9 protein-coding genes are annotated in these 15,449 nt (G+C 66.2%); 6 read left to right on the forward strand and 3 right to left on the reverse strand.

What is annotated here, in order from left to right:
* Window positions 1-225: 225 nt before the first annotated feature.
* Window positions 226-4,320 (reverse strand): phosphoribosylformylglycinamidine synthase, encoded by a 4,095-nt coding sequence (purL, locus tag LFL96_RS10220; protein ID WP_280995143.1) that lies wholly within the window; start codon window positions 4,318-4,320, stop codon window positions 226-228.
* Window positions 4,321-4,688: 368 nt separating this feature from the next.
* On the opposite strand from purL, the gene LFL96_RS10225 reads away from it, so the two are divergent.
* From LFL96_RS10225 to pgi, 4 genes are all read left to right on the forward strand, one after another.
* Window positions 4,689-6,077, forward strand: a complete 1,389-nt coding sequence (locus LFL96_RS10225) for a M35 family metallopeptidase (RefSeq protein ID WP_280995144.1) — start codon at window positions 4,689-4,691, stop codon at window positions 6,075-6,077.
* Between the two features lie 163 nt (window positions 6,078-6,240).
* Window positions 6,241-7,536 (forward strand): FAD-dependent oxidoreductase, encoded by a 1,296-nt coding sequence (locus LFL96_RS10230; protein WP_280995145.1) that lies wholly within the window; start codon window positions 6,241-6,243, stop codon window positions 7,534-7,536.
* A 166-nt stretch (window positions 7,537-7,702) separates the two neighbouring features.
* Window positions 7,703-9,310 carry an NAD(P)H-hydrate dehydratase gene (locus LFL96_RS10235; protein WP_280995146.1) on the forward strand — a complete coding sequence of 536 codons (1,608 nt, stop codon included), beginning with the start codon at window positions 7,703-7,705 and terminating at the stop codon, window positions 9,308-9,310.
* 366 nt (window positions 9,311-9,676) lie between these two features.
* A complete protein-coding gene (gene pgi, locus LFL96_RS10240) occupies window positions 9,677-11,299 on the forward strand; it encodes a glucose-6-phosphate isomerase (RefSeq protein WP_280995147.1) in 1,623 nt (540 codons plus the stop codon).
* A 168-nt stretch (window positions 11,300-11,467) separates the two neighbouring features.
* Here pgi and LFL96_RS10245 read toward each other — a convergent pair whose 3' ends face one another.
* Window positions 11,468-12,154: an ABC transporter ATP-binding protein gene (locus tag LFL96_RS10245; RefSeq protein ID WP_280995148.1), complete on the reverse strand. Its 687-nt coding sequence runs from the start codon at window positions 12,152-12,154 to the stop codon at window positions 11,468-11,470.
* 28 nt (window positions 12,155-12,182) lie between these two features.
* Here LFL96_RS10245 and LFL96_RS10250 point away from each other — a divergent pair, with 28 nt between their 5' ends.
* Together LFL96_RS10250 and LFL96_RS10255 are read left to right on the forward strand one after the other, a co-directional pair.
* On the forward strand, window positions 12,183-12,878 hold the full coding sequence (locus LFL96_RS10250) for an arylesterase (RefSeq protein WP_280995149.1): 696 nt from the start codon (window positions 12,183-12,185) through the stop codon (window positions 12,876-12,878).
* A 118-nt stretch (window positions 12,879-12,996) separates the two neighbouring features.
* The gene (locus LFL96_RS10255) at window positions 12,997-13,338 is read left to right on the forward strand and encodes a hypothetical protein (RefSeq protein WP_280995150.1); all 342 of its coding nucleotides are present in this window, start codon (window positions 12,997-12,999) and stop codon (window positions 13,336-13,338) included.
* Window positions 13,339-13,479: 141 nt separating this feature from the next.
* Here the strand turns inward: LFL96_RS10255 and LFL96_RS10260 are convergent, their stop codons facing one another.
* Window positions 13,480-15,420, reverse strand: a complete 1,941-nt coding sequence (locus LFL96_RS10260) for a SurA N-terminal domain-containing protein (RefSeq protein ID WP_280995151.1) — start codon at window positions 15,418-15,420, stop codon at window positions 13,480-13,482.
* Window positions 15,421-15,449: the final 29 nt, after the last annotated feature.

The following is a 15,449-nucleotide window of genomic DNA, read 5'->3' on the forward strand; positions in this document are numbered from 1 at the left end:
CATCTGCCTCGCGTTGCCGAGTTGTACTGCACTGCTGCTTCTACTGATTGCGCTCGAGCGCTTGAATGCAAAAAAACCGCCACTAAGGCGGTTTTTTTGTTGGTGCGGAGGGTTTGTCTTTCCAGCGGATCGTTTCGCGAAGGCCTGTCGAATCACATCACGATCAAGCCTTCGCTTACCACTTACGCTGCGCTTCGCGCTCTAACGCTTCAACGCTTTAACGCTTTAACCCAGCCAGCGGCGCGCGTTCTGGAACACACGCATCCACGGGCTCGCGTCCGTGCCGTCCGTGCCCCAGCCTTCCGGATGCCAGCTCATCTGCACCGCGCGATGCACGCGCTCGGTGTGCGGCATCAACACCGTGAAGCGGCCGTCCGGCGTGGTGACCGACGTGATGCCGCTCGGCGAACCGTTCGGGTTGAACGGATACTGCTCGGTCGCCTGACCGCGGTGATCGACGTAACGCATGGCCACCGCCACCTTCGACGCATCGCCCTGCTGCGAGAAATCCGCATAGCCTTCGCCGTGCGCAATGGCGACCGGAATGCGCGAGCCTTCCATGCCATTGAAGAAGATCGACGGCGAGGCCTGCACCTCGACCAGCGAGAAGCGCGCCTCGAATTTCTCCGACTTGTTGCGCGTGAACTTCGGCCATGCTTCCGCGCCCGGGATCATCGACGCGAGGCTGCTCATCATCTGGCAGCCGTTGCAGATGCCCAGCGCAAACGTGTCTTCACGGCCAAAGAACGCGGCGAACATGTCCGCCAGCTGCGCGTTGAAGCGGATCGCCTTCGCCCAGCCTTCGCCGGCGCCCAGCGTGTCGCCGTACGAGAAGCCGCCGCACGCCACCGCCCCGGCGAAATCCGCCAGATTCGCGCGGCCTGCGAGCAGATCGCTCATGTGGACGTCGTGCGCGTCGAAGCCGGCGCGGTCGAATGCGTAGGCGGTTTCGAGGTGCGAGTTCACGCCCTGTTCGCGCAGGATCGCGACACGCGGACGCGCGCTCCTGCCGACGTAAGGCGCCGCCACGTCCTCACGCGGATCGAAGCTCAACACCGGCGTGATGCCCGGGTCGGCCGCGTCGGACAGCATGTCGTATTCGGCGTCGGCACACGCCGGGTTGTCGCGCAGACGCGCGATCCGCCAGCTCACCTCGCTCCACGTGCGATGCAGTTCGGTGCGCGGCGCTTCGTAAATCTTCTTCGCGTCGCGATAGATTTCGATCGTGTCGCGTTCGTTGATCTTGCCGATCACATGCGAGCAGGTGGACAGACCGTGTTCGCGCAGCGCGCTCAGCACCGCGTCGCGGTCCGATGCCCGCACCTGGATCACCGCGCCGAGTTCCTCGTTGAAGAGCGCGCGGATCGTGCGGTCTTCGCGGCGGCCGCTGGTCTGCTTCGCCCAGTCCTTCGCGTCGCCGTAGTCGGATTCGTGGTTCGGATCGAGCACCAGCATGTCGACGTTCAGCGACACGCCCACGTGGCCCGCAAACGCCATTTCGCACACCGTCGCCCACAGACCGCCGTCCGAGCGGTCGTGGTATGCGAGCAGCTTGCCGTCGCTATTCAGCGCCTGGATCGCGGCGAAGAAACGCTTCAGATCTTCCGGATCGTCGACGTCCGGCACCGTGTCGCCGACCTGCTGCGTGACCTGCGCGAGGATACTGCCGCCCAGACGATGCTGGCCGCGGCCGAGGTCGATCGCGATCAGCACCGAATCGCCGACGCCATGCTCGCCGTTCGCGCGGCGCAGTTGCGGCGTCAGATGCCTGCGCACGTCTTCGACCGGCGCGAATGCGGAGATGATCAGCGACACCGGCGCGACCACTTCCTTCGCGACGCCCTGGTCTTCCCACTTGGTGCGCATGGACAGCGAATCCTTGCCGACCGGAATGCTGATGCCGAGCGCCGGGCACAGTTCCATGCCGATCGCCTTGACCGTGTCGTACAGCGCCGCGTCTTCGCCCGCCGCGCCGCACGCGGCCATCCAGTTCGCCGACAGCTTGAGCTTGTCGAGCGACGCGATCGGCGCCGCCGCGATGTTGGTGACCGCCTCGCCGACCGCCATGCGGCCCGAGGCCGGCGCGTCGATCACGGCGAGCGGCGTGCGCTCGGCCATGGTCATCGCTTCGCCGGTGAAGCCCGCGTAGTCCATGGTGGTGATCGCGACGTCGGCCACCGGCACCTGCCACGGACCGACCATCTGGTCGCGCGCGGTCGTGCCGCCCACCGAGCGGTCGCCGATGGTGATCAGGAACGACTTGCTCGCCACCGTCGGATGACGCAGCACGCTCGCCGCGACGTCCGCCAGCGCGATGCCGGTGACGTCGACCGGCTCCAGCTTGCGCTCGACACGTTTGACATCGCGATGCATGCGCGGCGCCTTGCCGAGCAGCACTTCCATCGGCATATCGACCGGCTGGTGCGTGCTGTCCGCGCTCTGCGCGGAATCGATCAGCTTCAGCTGACGCTCGGCGGTGGCCGTGCCGATCACCGCGAACGGGCAGCGTTCGCGCTCGCACATGGCCTGGAAGGCCGGCAGATCGCCCGGCGCGATGGCCAGCACGTAGCGCTCCTGCGCCTCGTTCGACCAGATTTCGCGCGGCGACAGGCCGCTTTCTTCCAGCTGGATCTTGCGCAGATCGAACAGCGCGCCCTTGCTCGCACCGTCGACCACTTCCGGGAACGCGTTCGACAGACCGCCCGCGCCCACGTCGTGAATGCTGAGAATCGGGTTGTTGTCGCCGAGCTGCCAGCACGCGTTGATGACTTCCTGCGCGCGCCGTTCGATTTCAGGGTTGCCGCGCTGCACGGAGTCGAAATCGAGTTCGGCGGTGTTGGTGCCGGTCGCCATGGAACTCGCCGCGCCGCCGCCCATGCCGATGCGCATGCCCGGGCCGCCGATCTGGATCAGCAGCGAGCCTTCCGGCAGGTCGTGCTTGTGCGTGTGCTGGTCCGAAATATTGCCGATGCCGCCGGCGATCATGATCGGCTTGTGATAGCCGCGCACCAGACCCGCGACGTTCTGCTCGTACGCGCGGAAATAGCCGCCGAGGTTCGGCCGGCCGAATTCGTTGTTGAACGCGGCGCCGCCGAGCGGGCCGTCGATCATGATCTGCAGCGGCGACGCGATGCGGTCCGGACGGCCATACGCTTCGTGCTGGTCAGCCGGATTGCGGTGCGCGAGCGGCTGGGCCGCGTCGCGAGCGTTTTCCCATGCCTCGACGCCGTCCGGCAGTGCCAGGTTCGATACCGTGAAGCCCGCCAGCCCCGCCTTCGGACGCGCGCCGCGGCCGGTCGCGCCCTCGTCGCGGATTTCGCCGCCCGCGCCGGTGGCGGCGCCCGGGAACGGCGAGATCGCGGTCGGGTGGTTATGCGTTTCCACCTTCATCAGCGTGTGCGTCAGCTCGACGCTGCGGCGATAGTGCTCCGGCAATTCGCTCGCGCCGAGTTCGGCCGGCGTGCGCGGGAACCAGCGTTCGGCCATGCCGCCCGCCATGATCGCCGAGTTGTCCGAATACGCGACGATCGTGCCCTGCGGATTCAGCTTCTCGGTGTTGCGGATCATGTTGAACAGCGAGATGTCCTGCTTTTCGCCGTCGATCGTCCAGTCCGCGTTGAATATCTTGTGACGGCAATGTTCGCTGTTGGCCTGCGCGAACATCATCAGTTCGACGTCGGTCGGGTTGCGGCCGAGCTTCGTGAATGCGTCGACCAGATAGACGATTTCGTCTTCGGCAAGCGCGAGGCCCAGTTCCGTGTTCGCCATTTCCAGCGCGCCGCGGCCGTGGCCGAGCACGTCGACGGTTTGCAGCGGCTTGGCCGGCAGTTCGTCGAACAGATGCAGCGCGTGGTCGCGCGAGCTCGACACGCTTTCGGTCATGCGGTCGTGCAGGGCCGCGACGACGGCCGCGCGGGCTTCGTCGGAGAGCGCTTTCTTGCCGCCCAGCAGGCCGCTTTTCAGCGTGACCGTGTACTCGACGCCGCGCTCGATGCGGCGCACCTGCGTGAGGCCGCACAGATGCGCGATATCGGTGGCCTTGCTGGCCCACGGCGACACCGTGCCGAAACGCGGCACCACGAGGAAGGTTTCGGCCGTGCCGCGCTCCTTCGTCTCCTCGAGCGGATCGCCGTAGTGCATCAGCGCCTCGATCTTCGCGGTGTCTTCGGCGGACAGCGGCGTCTGGGCGTTGACGAAGTGCAGGTACTGCCCGCGCACGCCGGTGATGTTCGGGTCGATGCGCGTGAGCGTTTCGAGCAGACGGGTTTGACGGAAATCGGAAAGGGCCGAAGCGCCGGGGAAACACGAGAAGTGGGCCATGGACTTGACGTTGCGTCTATGAGTCGCGCATGCAGGCGACGTGAGGCGGAAGGGAAGTCCAAGATTATAACCCGGGAACGCGCTTCCGGCGGCCTTTCGGCTTGTGTCGCGCGCTCCTCCGCGCGCTCCGGCACACGGTCTCGCGCGTTGTCTGGCGCGGGTGGATGTGTTCGCCCGATACGTCATCCGGCGGCAGGTCCGATGCTTAAATTGACACCCATGCGGGCTATCGGGCTTCGCCGGAACACCGGGCGAATCAGACCATCCATTCCACCAGGCAATTCATGATCGTCAATGACTACAGCGGCATAGACAGTGTATTCAGTCCCGGCTTCGCTCCGTTCGGCTCGACGGAGCCATTGCCCGCCATGGCTGCATTCGAGCGCCCTGCGCCGCGCATCTACCCGCCGGACCTGGCGCCGGATCTGGCGCTCGGACCGCTGGACCCGCCGCGCGCCGGCGATCCAGCGCCGGGCACCCAGATCACACCCGGCAACCCGCACTGGAACGCCGACGGCACCCTCACCCGCGACATCACCGGCGCCGACGGCACGCACAGTCATGAAGCATGGACCCTCGACGGCCAGCACACGCGCGACACCCTGGATGCGCATGGCAACGCCACGCACGACGTCTGGACGGCGGACGGCACGCACGTCCACGAACGCTCGAACGCCGACGGACTGCACGTACGCGACGTATGGGATCCGCGCGGCAACCATCTGCGCGATGCGTGGGACGAAAACGGCAGCCACGTGCGCGACGTCTGGGGCGCCAGCGGCAAGCACAAGCGCACGGCCTGGCAAGAAAATCCCGGCGCGTTCCCTCCTGCGATCAACGGCGACGGTCCTCCGAACACGGGCCCAGCCGGAAACGGCGACGACGACGGCGATGACGCTGGCGATAACGGCGACGGAAACGTCGGGCAGACTCAGGCGCCGACCGGCGGCAACCTCGGCGGCACGCCGTGGGCACCCCTCACCGGCGACAACGGCGGGCCACCCCGCTGGCAACCCTGGTCAGCGCCCTATTCCGCGCCTTATTGCGCGCCTTATCCGGCGCCGACCGGCGACGGCGGCTTCCCGACCGCCGTTCCGGTCGGCGGTGCCGGCGAACCACGCATGGGCCCGATCGCGGGCACGCCAGGCACCACCGGCTTCGCCCCGACCGGCCTCGACGATCATTTCCAGACGCCCGACAACAACATCGGCCGCACCGACTACGATCGCGAATTGCCCGGCCCCGCGCGCGCGCCCATCCTGATCGGCTTCTCGCCCGCGCAACGCACTATCCTGAGCAGCGCCTATCAGCACACCAAGCGGATGGTCGACGCGGCGCTCGCCCAACTCCGATCCGGCCAGCCCGACGAGAACTTCGCGCGCTGGTTCGGCCGCCCCAATGCGCAGAACATGCAGAAAGTCGAACGTGTACTGACCCATATCCAGCACGCGATGGCGCACGACCAGTTCACCTTCGTGCTCGACGCGCCGCGCGACAACTGGGAACTGGCGCACGTGCTGTTCAGCTCGCCGCATCGCATCGACCTGAAGCCGCTTTTCTTCAATCACGCGTTCGGCGCCAACACGGCCGAGGCGGTCATTGCTCACGAGTTGAGCCACTTCCCGTACATCGGCAACACGAAGGATCACCTGTACGGTCCGGACGCGGTCGCCAATCTCGCGGCGCGCAACAGCCTGATCGCGACCGACAACGCCGAAAACTACGGAATGTTCATTCGCGCGCAGCGGACCGCGTAGGCCGCGCGCCGCCCGCGTGGCGGCCGCGCCCGTTTGGCTGCTATCATTCGCCCTTTCATCAGATCGGCGCACGGGCACGTCGCACATCACCGCCCGGCGCCGCATGTCACGCATACGGGCACACGCGCGGATTGCGCGCCCCGTCGGCACATCGAATCAGAACATGGATGTCATCGTCATCGGCGGCGGGATTGCGGGCGTCGCCACTGCTTATCAATTGCGCGCGGCCGGTCACCGGGTATGCGTCGTCGAGCGTCACGCGACTGTTGCGCAGGGCGCGACCTACGGCCACGGCGGCACCGTTCTGCCGACCCCGCTCGACGTCTGGTTCGGCCCGACCTTCATGGCCAGCCGCCAGAACGCCCGCAACGGCGTGATCAGCAAGACCGGCTTCACCGGCCCGGCGCGCCAGTTCGTCAAGCAACTCGCCGCGTTGCAGGAGCCCGAGGCGTTCGCCCGCCAGTACGGCCGGCTGCGTCCGCTGATCGAGCTGTCGCGCGACACCATGGCCGATGTCGAAGCGCGCTTCGGCCTCGAATTCGAACAGACCAGCGGCGTGCTGTACCTCGTGCGCTCCGCGCAGGAGTGGGAGCAGACCCAGCCCGCGCTCGATCTGCTGCGTCAATACGAAGTGCCGCACCACGTGCTGACGCCCGCCGAATGCGCGGCGTTCGAGCACTCCGTGCGCGCCGAGCCGGAATTCGCGGGCGGCGTGCTGTTCGACCACGAACGCACCGCCAACTCGCCGCTGTTCGCCAAGCTCATCAAGCAGACGCTCGACACGCAAGGCGGCGTGCAATTCATGCTCGGCTGCGAAGTGTCGGCAATCCGGCTCGAAGGCCAGCGCGCGTCGGTGGAACTGGCGCCGCGGCCGGGTGCGGCGTCGCGTTCGCGCGAAGTCGACGTGATCCACGCGGATGCGATCGTGGTGGCGGCCGGGCACGGCAGCCTCGCGTTGCTCGAATCGCTGGGTCTGCGCCTGCCGTTGCATCCGTTGCGCTTGCACACGCTGGTCGCGCCGATCGCCCATGAGGAATGCGCGCCGCATGTGGCGATCGTCGACGCGGTCAAACGGATTGCGATCAGCCGGATGAATCACCGGCTGCGGATCGCGGGCGGCGCGGTGCTGCAAGGCGCCGGCCAGATCGACAAACCGCTCTCCGAGGCGCTGACCAAGGAGGCGCTCGCCCTGCTCGGCCAAGCCACTCACGACTGGATTCCGGGCGCGGCGCGGATTTCGGCCGCGTTGCCATGGGAGGGCGTCAAACTGCTTTCCCCTGATGGCTTGCCGGTGGTCGGCAACGCGTTGCATCCACGGCTGTTCGTCAACGTCGGACATGGCCCGGCAGGCTGGGGGTTGGCGTTCGGCGCAGGCAAACTGGTCGCCGATCTGATGTCGGGTGGTGCGCCTGACGTGCCGGCGGACACGCTTGCCGCGCTGCGCGCGGACCGGTTCTAGCCGGCGCCAGCCGTGGCGCGTCCGCTTTCCGTTCTTCGCGGCCGTCATGCGCGGTTCGCTCGGGATGGCTAGCTGAACGCGGGCTTCGCGCCACGCCTTATCGGCACTACCATAGCGGTTTCTTCCGCCGCCTCGCCGATCCGAACGCGAGCCGCCCAGCGCCGCCATGACCGAAGCCGATCTCACCCCGCCCATTCTCATCCGCCCGCGCGACAAAGCGCTGCCCCTGCTCTCGCTGACCGATCTGCGGCTCGCCGAAACCCAGGCCGCCGCCGGTCTGCCCGCGCACACGCTGATGGCGCGCGCGGGCCGGTCCGCCGCGAGTTTTCTGCTCGAATTGATCACGCGCGATACGTCGATCGAACGCGCGAAGCAGAAGGTCTGGCTGGTCGCCGGTCCCGGCAACAACGGCGGCGATGCGCTGGTCCTCGCCACGGCGTTGCACAAGGACGGCATCGCGGTGGAGCTGTGCATGCCGGTCGAGGTGAAGCCCGACGACGCCCGCTGGGCGCTCGACGCGGCGCGCGCCGCGGGCGTGCCGATCAGCAGCGCGCCCCCCGCTTCGCTCGATGCGTATACGTGGCTCGTCGACGGCATGTTCGGCATTGGCCTGACGCGTCCGCTCGACGGCGTGTTCGCGACGCTCGCGCGGCAACTGTCGCAGCGAGCGAAAGCGAGGCCGCGCAAAGGCGGCGTGCTGGCGCTCGACGTTCCGAGCGGTCTCGACAGCGATACCGGCACGGTGGTCGGCGGCGCTCATGACGGCAAGAGCAACGACAACGCGGCAGTCCACGCGACCCACACGATCAGCTTCATCGGCCTGAAGCCAGGCCTCTTCACCGCGCAGGGCCGCGATCTCGCGGGCGCGGTGACGCTCGCGCCGATCGGCGTCGACGTCGGTCAGCGCGGCACCGTGCAGCTGAACGCGCCCGAGCTGTTCGCCGGCTTCCTGCCGCCGCGCGATTTCGCGACCAACAAAGGGACGTTTGGCAGCCTCGCGGTGGTCGGCGGCGACACGGGCATGTGCGGCGCGCCGATCCTCGCATCGCGGGCGGCGCTGTATAGCGGCGCGGGCAAGGTGCATGTGGCGCTGCTCGGCGCGGGCGCCCCGCCCTACGATCCGCCGCATCCGGAACTGATGCTGCATGCCATCGACACCTTGCCGCTCGATACGATGGACGCGCTGGCGATCGGCTGCGGCATGGGTCACGGCGAGCGCGCGACGCGCGTGCTGCACGACGTGCTGAAGCTCGACATGCCGAAGCTGTTCGACGCGGATGCGCTGAACCTCATCGCCAAAGATGCCGCGCTCGCCGCCGACGTCACCGCGCGCGGCGTGCAGGGCGACCCCTGCGTGCTCACGCCGCATCCGCTGGAAGCCGCGCGCCTGCTCGGCACCGACGCGCCCGGCGTGCAACGCGACCGGCTCGCCGCGGCACGCGCGCTGGCCGCGCGCTTCGCCAGCGTGATCGTGCTGAAAGGCACCGGCACGATCGTCGCCGCGCCCGACGGCCGCGTCGCGCTCAATCCGACCGGCAACGCCGCGCTCGCCACGGGCGGTACCGGCGACGTGCTCGGCGGCATCATCGGTGCGTTGCTCGCGCAGCATCTGCCGCGCTACGAGGCGGCGCTGGCGGGCGTGTATCTGCATGGTCTGGCCGCCGACACCTTGACCGCGCAAGGACATGGCCCGGCCGGTTTGACCGCGGGCGAACTCGCGCCGATGGTGCGCAGTCTGCTGAACCGGATGTTCTATCCGGCAGTAGAGCTTTGATGCATGTGGCGTGAGGCGCTCGGCGTCGGCGTGCCGGTCACGCTGATGCGTGCGCGCCGGCTCATGCCGATCCCAACCGTCCCACACTCTGCGCGGCGATGCATGGCTACCCGAGCGCCTGCCGCCCTGCCTGTCACCCTTCACGCAAGGCCGCTATACTGAACGACTGCGCCGTGCGCCGGCTTGAACGCGAACGGCGGCGAACCTTCGGCGCCCCGCCCGCCTCGCGCGCGGCACATCGCGCGCGAAGTCTCGCCGCCCTGGCGCTACCCGGCCGCGCGGCATCGCTCTGACAGCATCGTTGCATCCTCCCGGCAGCGCTTCGAGCGCTCGCTTTTCTTCCTGCCCCTTGGTTAGACGGACGCTATGACGCAGAACTCGCTCCCCTCCTGGTCCTCGCTGCAATCGCATTACGAGAAGATTCGCGATGCGCATCTGCGCGACTGGTTCGCTCCCGAGAACGATCCCGCTCCCACCCGCGCCGAGCGCTTTGCGTTCGCCGGCGGCGGTCTCGCGGCCGACTTCTCGAAGAACCGCATCACCGACGAAACCCTGAAGCTGCTCGTGCAACTCGCGCGTGAAGCCGGTGTCGAGAAACGCCGCGACGCGATGTTCGCCGGCGAGGTCGTCAATCCGACCGAAGGCCGCGCCGCACTGCACACCGCGTTGCGCGCCAGCGACCCGAAGGCGCCGTTCCATGCCGAGGTACAGGCCGAGCGCGCGAAGATGGCCGCGTTCGCCGACCAGGTGCGCAGCGGCGCGTGGACCGGCTATACCGGCAAACGCATCCGCTACGTGGTGAACATCGGCATCGGCGGATCGGATCTCGGACCGAAGATGGTCGTGCATGCGCTGCATCATCTGGCCACGCCGGAGATCACCACGCATTTCGTGTCGAACGTCGATGGCGCCGATCTGTACAACGTGATGCAGCAAATCGATCCCGAGGAAACCCTCGCGATCATCGTGTCGAAGACCTTCACCACGCTCGAAACCATGACCAACGCGCGCTCGCTGCGCGACTGGTTCGTCGAGAAGGGTTGCCCGGAAAGCGCGCTCGCGAAGCACTTCGTCGGCGTGTCGGCGAACCCCGCCGAAGTGGTCAAGTTCGGCATCGCGAAAGAGAACGTGTTCGAGATGTGGGACTGGGTCGGCGGCCGTTACTCGCTGTGGTCGGCAGTCGGCCTGTCGATCATGATCGCGGTCGGGCCGCGCCAGTTCGACGAACTGCTCGCCGGCGCCAACGAGATGGACCAGCATTTCCGCGACGCGCCGCTCGAAAAGAATCTGCCGGTGCTGCTCGGCATGATCGGCATCTGGTATCGCAACTTCTTCGGCTCGCAGAGCTACCTCGTCGCGCCGTATTCGGAAGCGCTGCATTTCCTGCCGTCGTATCTGCAACAGCTCGAAATGGAAAGCAACGGCAAGTCCGCGCGCCTGGACGGCGCGATGGTCGACTACCCGACCGCCGCCGTCACCTGGGGCGAGCCGGGCACGAATGGCCAGCACGCGTTCTTCCAGATGCTGCATCAAGGCCCGACGATCGTGCCGATCGACTTCATCGCGGTGCTCACGCCGGAACATCCGCTCGCGAGCCATCATCCGAAGCTGCTGGCCAACTGCTTCGCGCAGAGCGAGGCGCTGATGCTCGGCCGCACGCTCGAGGAAGCGAAGAAAGTGGCCGGCCCGGACAAGCCGGAACTCGCGCCGCATCTGGTGTTTCCGGGCAACCGGCCGACCAGCACGCTGCTCGTCGACGCGCTCACCGCGCGTTCGCTCGGCGCGCTGATCGCGTTGTACGAGCATAAGGTGCTCGTGCAGGCATCGGTGTGGGACATCAATCCGTTCGATCAGTGGGGCGTCGAACTCGGCAAGATCCTCGGCAAGGTGGTCGAGGCCGACTTGACCGCCGCGAGCGTGGATGAGAAGAAGCACGACTCGTCGACGTCGGCGTTGATCGCGCGCGCGCGGGCGGCGTTGAAGAAGTGAGGTCGCGCTTGCTCGCGGAGTACGGTGCGGGTAGGCGGTAATGAAAAAAGCGGGCCCTGTGGGGCCCGCTTTGCTTTGGGTGCTGGCTTTGGGTGCTGGCTTCGTGCGGTCGATCGCGGTGCGCTTTGCGATGCGTTGCACGTTTCGTCGTGCGTCGCTCGCTGCGCGTTACGCCAACCGTCCCGCTTCTATCGTCACCGTCGTATCGCAACGACGCGCAAGCTCGATGTCGTGCGTGACGAGAATCAGCGTCGCGCCGTTCGCGCGATTCATCTCGAACATCAGGTCGATCACCGCGTGCCCGGTCGCGGCATCGAGACTACCGGTCGGCTCGTCCGCGAACAGAATCGCCGGGTGCGTGACGAACGCGCGCGCCAACGCCACGCGCTGCTGCTCGCCGCCCGACAGCAGCTTCGGATAATGACCGGTTCGCTGACCGAGTCCCACCTGCTCCAGCAAACCGCGCGCGCGCGCCGCGGCCTCGCGTGTACCGATGCCACCCTGTAGCTCCAGCGGCAAGGTGACGTTTTCGAGCGCCGTCAAATGCGGCATCAACTGGAACGACTGGAACACGAACCCGACCGAGCCGCTGCGCAGCGCGGCGCGTTCGTCCTCGCTGAGTTCGCCCAGCTCGCGACCCAGCAACCGAACCGAGCCCGAACTCGCGCTGTCCAATCCTGCGAGCAAGCCGAGCAGCGTAGACTTGCCTGACCCGGAGGCACCGACGATCGCCACACTGCTGCCCGCATCGATAGCAAGATCGATGTTGTCGAGAATCGTCAGTTCGCCCGTCGCATCCCTAACTTTCTTGCACAAACCCCGCACTTCAATGACTGGATCAGTTTTGTTTAGCATGGTGAAGCGTAGGTTGAGAGTGCGCGCCATGACGCCGCGTTTGGCGGCCTCGCGTAAGGCATTCGGCATGGGCCTCGTGGCCGCCGCCGCCCTGGTTTCGCTTTCGCTGCCCGTCGCGGCGCGTGCCGCCAACACACCGCAAAACGCACCGCAACCGGCGAAGCCGGTGATCGTCGTGCTGGGCGACAGCATCTCCGCCGAATACGGCCTGCCTCGCGACACGGGCTGGGTCGCGTTGATGCGCCAGCGTCTGGCCGACGAGCGGATCGATTATAGCGTCGCCAATGCGAGCATCAGCGGCGACACCACGAGCGGCGGACGAGCCCGCCTGCCCGCGCTGATGGAACGGCTGAAGCCGAGCGTCGTGATCGTCGAACTCGGCGCCAACGACGCGTTGCGCGGCGTGCCGCTCTCCACCACCGACGACAACCTGCGCACGATCATCGAACAGGCGCAGCAAGGTCACGCGAAGGTCGTGCTGGTCGGCATGTACCTACCGCCTAATTACGGCCCGGACTACACCCAAAAGTTCCATGCGATGTACGGCACGCTGTCGCAGCAATTGCGCGTGCCGCTGGTGCCGTTTCTGCTCGCCGGCATCGCGGATAAACCGGACATGTTCCAGGCGGATCAGATGCATCCGACCCAGCAGGCACAGCCAGTGCTACTCAACAACGTGTGGCCTGTGGTTAAGCCGCTCCTTCGTACAAGTTCGCCGCGCTGAAAAGCCAGCTAACAACTTGTTTCCAGAACTTTGGGAACACGGATCCGTAAGGTCGCCTCTGACTCTTTCGTAATCCCGTGTAACCCGGCTCGATTCTGAGCGTTTTTGAGGAGATAACGTGAAATACCTACCGTTAATCGCTTTGACCGTGGCAATTTCCGCCTGCGCCGCTCAACCGCCCGCGGGCGTCCAGTCTGTCGGTCAAAGCCAGCAACCGCCGAAGGCCGTTGCGACCTGCATCGCGCAGAAGTGGGCTGACGGCTCGCAGCAGCAAGTCGTCTCGCAAGACACGATGGCCAACGATCAAGCCATGGATGTCTACGTTCCGGGTCAGCAGCCGCCTAACGGCGCCGCCGCCGTGGTGCGCCCGTCGTACTCCGGCAAGGGCACGTGGGTGGGTTTCCGCGCGAACGGCGCGGCAGGTAGCGATGCGACCAGCGCGATCAGCGGATGTCTGTGATCGACAACCTGAACGCGTGATCGTTGAATGAAAAAGCCCCGCATTTGCGGGGCTTTTTTTGTGCCGTTTGCGCGTTTTTCCGCGCACGGCATGATGTATAAGCCGGACTACTTCGCTTACTCGTCTCGCTTATTCGTCTCGCTATTCGCCGCCCGATTGCTGCGCGTTGCTGCTGTCGAGCGAGCCGTAGAACTTCACCTTCGAACGCGCCCGCAGTGCCTGCACGTACGCTTCCGCTTCGGACTGCGACTCGACCTGCGCGATCTGTTGCTGCGCTGCAGCCAGACGCTGCGGATCGATCGACGCACCCGCGACCACCGCATTCACGCGATAGATCGCGTAGCCGTCGTCGCCAAGATCGACACCGACGTAGGCCGGCAATTTTTGCGCATCCGCTTTGTAGATTGCACTCAATGCCGCCGGCGGCACGCCTTGCGCGTCGTTGCGCGACACCTTCAGCGGCGACGAGAAACCGGTGGTCGCCTTCGACTTCTCGAACTCGGCCAGCTTCGCGATTCCGTCCTTGTGCGCCGCATCGTCCGACTGCGCGGCGATCACTTTCTGACGCACCGCGTCCTTGATCGCGTCGAGCGCCGGCACGGCTGCCGCCTTGTAATCGGTGACGTGCGCCGCGATCAGCGTATTGCCGCCGACGTCGATCGCCTGCGTGTTGTTGCGCGCCGTAACCGAGTCGTTCGCGAACACCGCCGCGAGGAATTTCGCGTTGTTCAGCGGGCTGTCAGGCGGCAGCTTCGGGTCCGGTTGCGGCGTGACGGTGGCGGTCTGGATCTGCAGCTTGTACTTGTCCGCGGCCGGTTGCAGGCTCTTCGCCTTTTCGTAGACAAGCGACGTGAAGCCTTCCGAATCGTCGCTGAACACCTTGCTCGCCAACTGCGTCTTCAGGTCCTTCGCGATCTGGTCTTTCACGTCGGCGAACGGCTTCGTGACGGCCGGCTTCACATCCGTCACCTTGACGATGTGATAACCGAAATCCGTTTGCACGATGCCGCTGACTTCGTCCTTCTTCAGCGCGAACACCGCGTCGTCGAACGCCTTGCCGCCGGCGATCATGCCGGGGCCGAAATAGCCGAGATCGCCACCCTTGGACGCCGAACCCGGGTCCTGCGAATTCTGTTGCGCGATCTGCGCGAACTGATCCGGATGCGCCTTGACCTGCGCGAGTACTTCCTCGGCCTTCTGCTTTGCCTTGGCCTTGTCGGCCGCGCTCGCGTCTTTCGGCGCGGCGATCAGGATGTGGCTCGCGCGCACTTCGCCTTCGGTGCGGTAATGCGCGATGTTGTCGTCGTAGTACTTCTGCACGTCGGCATCGCTCGGCTGCGTGGAGGCCGCGAGCGTGGCCGGCGACAACACCAGATACTGGATCGTGGCCGTGGCGGGCGTGGCGAACTCGTTCTTGTGCGCGTCGTAATACGCCTGCACCTGCGCGTCGGTCGGCTGCACCTTCGCCGCATAGTCGCGCGGATGGAACGCGATGCCCTGCACTTCACGCTGCTGCTCGGCGAGTTCGGTCAGATGCTGCGCGAGCGTCTTCGACGTGAACGCGCTACCTTGAATCGCGGCCGGCAACTGCTGCGTGGCGATGCTGTAGCGCACGCGCTCGTCGTATTGATCGGGCGTCATGCCCTGCATGGCGAGCAGTTGCTTGTAACGTTCGACGTCGATCGAACCGTCGGGATTCTTCAGCGACGAAATCACCGGGTCGTTCAACAGCACGCGACGCACCGCGTCGTCGGACGCCGTCAGATGCAGGCGCTGCGTTTCGTCGGCCAGCACGCGCTGCTCGATCAGACCGTCGAGCATTTCGCTGCGGCGCTCGGGCGTATCGAACGACTTCATGTCGAACTGCGCGCCGAGCATCTGACGGGCGCGATCGAGTTGCTGACGCATCGCGTCGTCATATTCGACGCGCGTGATCTTGTGACCGTTGACGCTCGCGACATTCGCGCTTTCGTCGAAGAAACCGCGGAAGCCCTGAATGCCCACAAAACCCAACCCCGGCACAATGACGAGGATGAGCATGAACATCATCAGGCGTTTGTGATTACGGAAAAAATCGAGCATGCGTGAGGGGTGCCAAAAACAGAACGCCC

It is taken from the genome of Paraburkholderia sp. D15 (assembly GCF_029910215.1).
GTDB lineage: Bacteria > Pseudomonadota > Gammaproteobacteria > Burkholderiales > Burkholderiaceae > Paraburkholderia.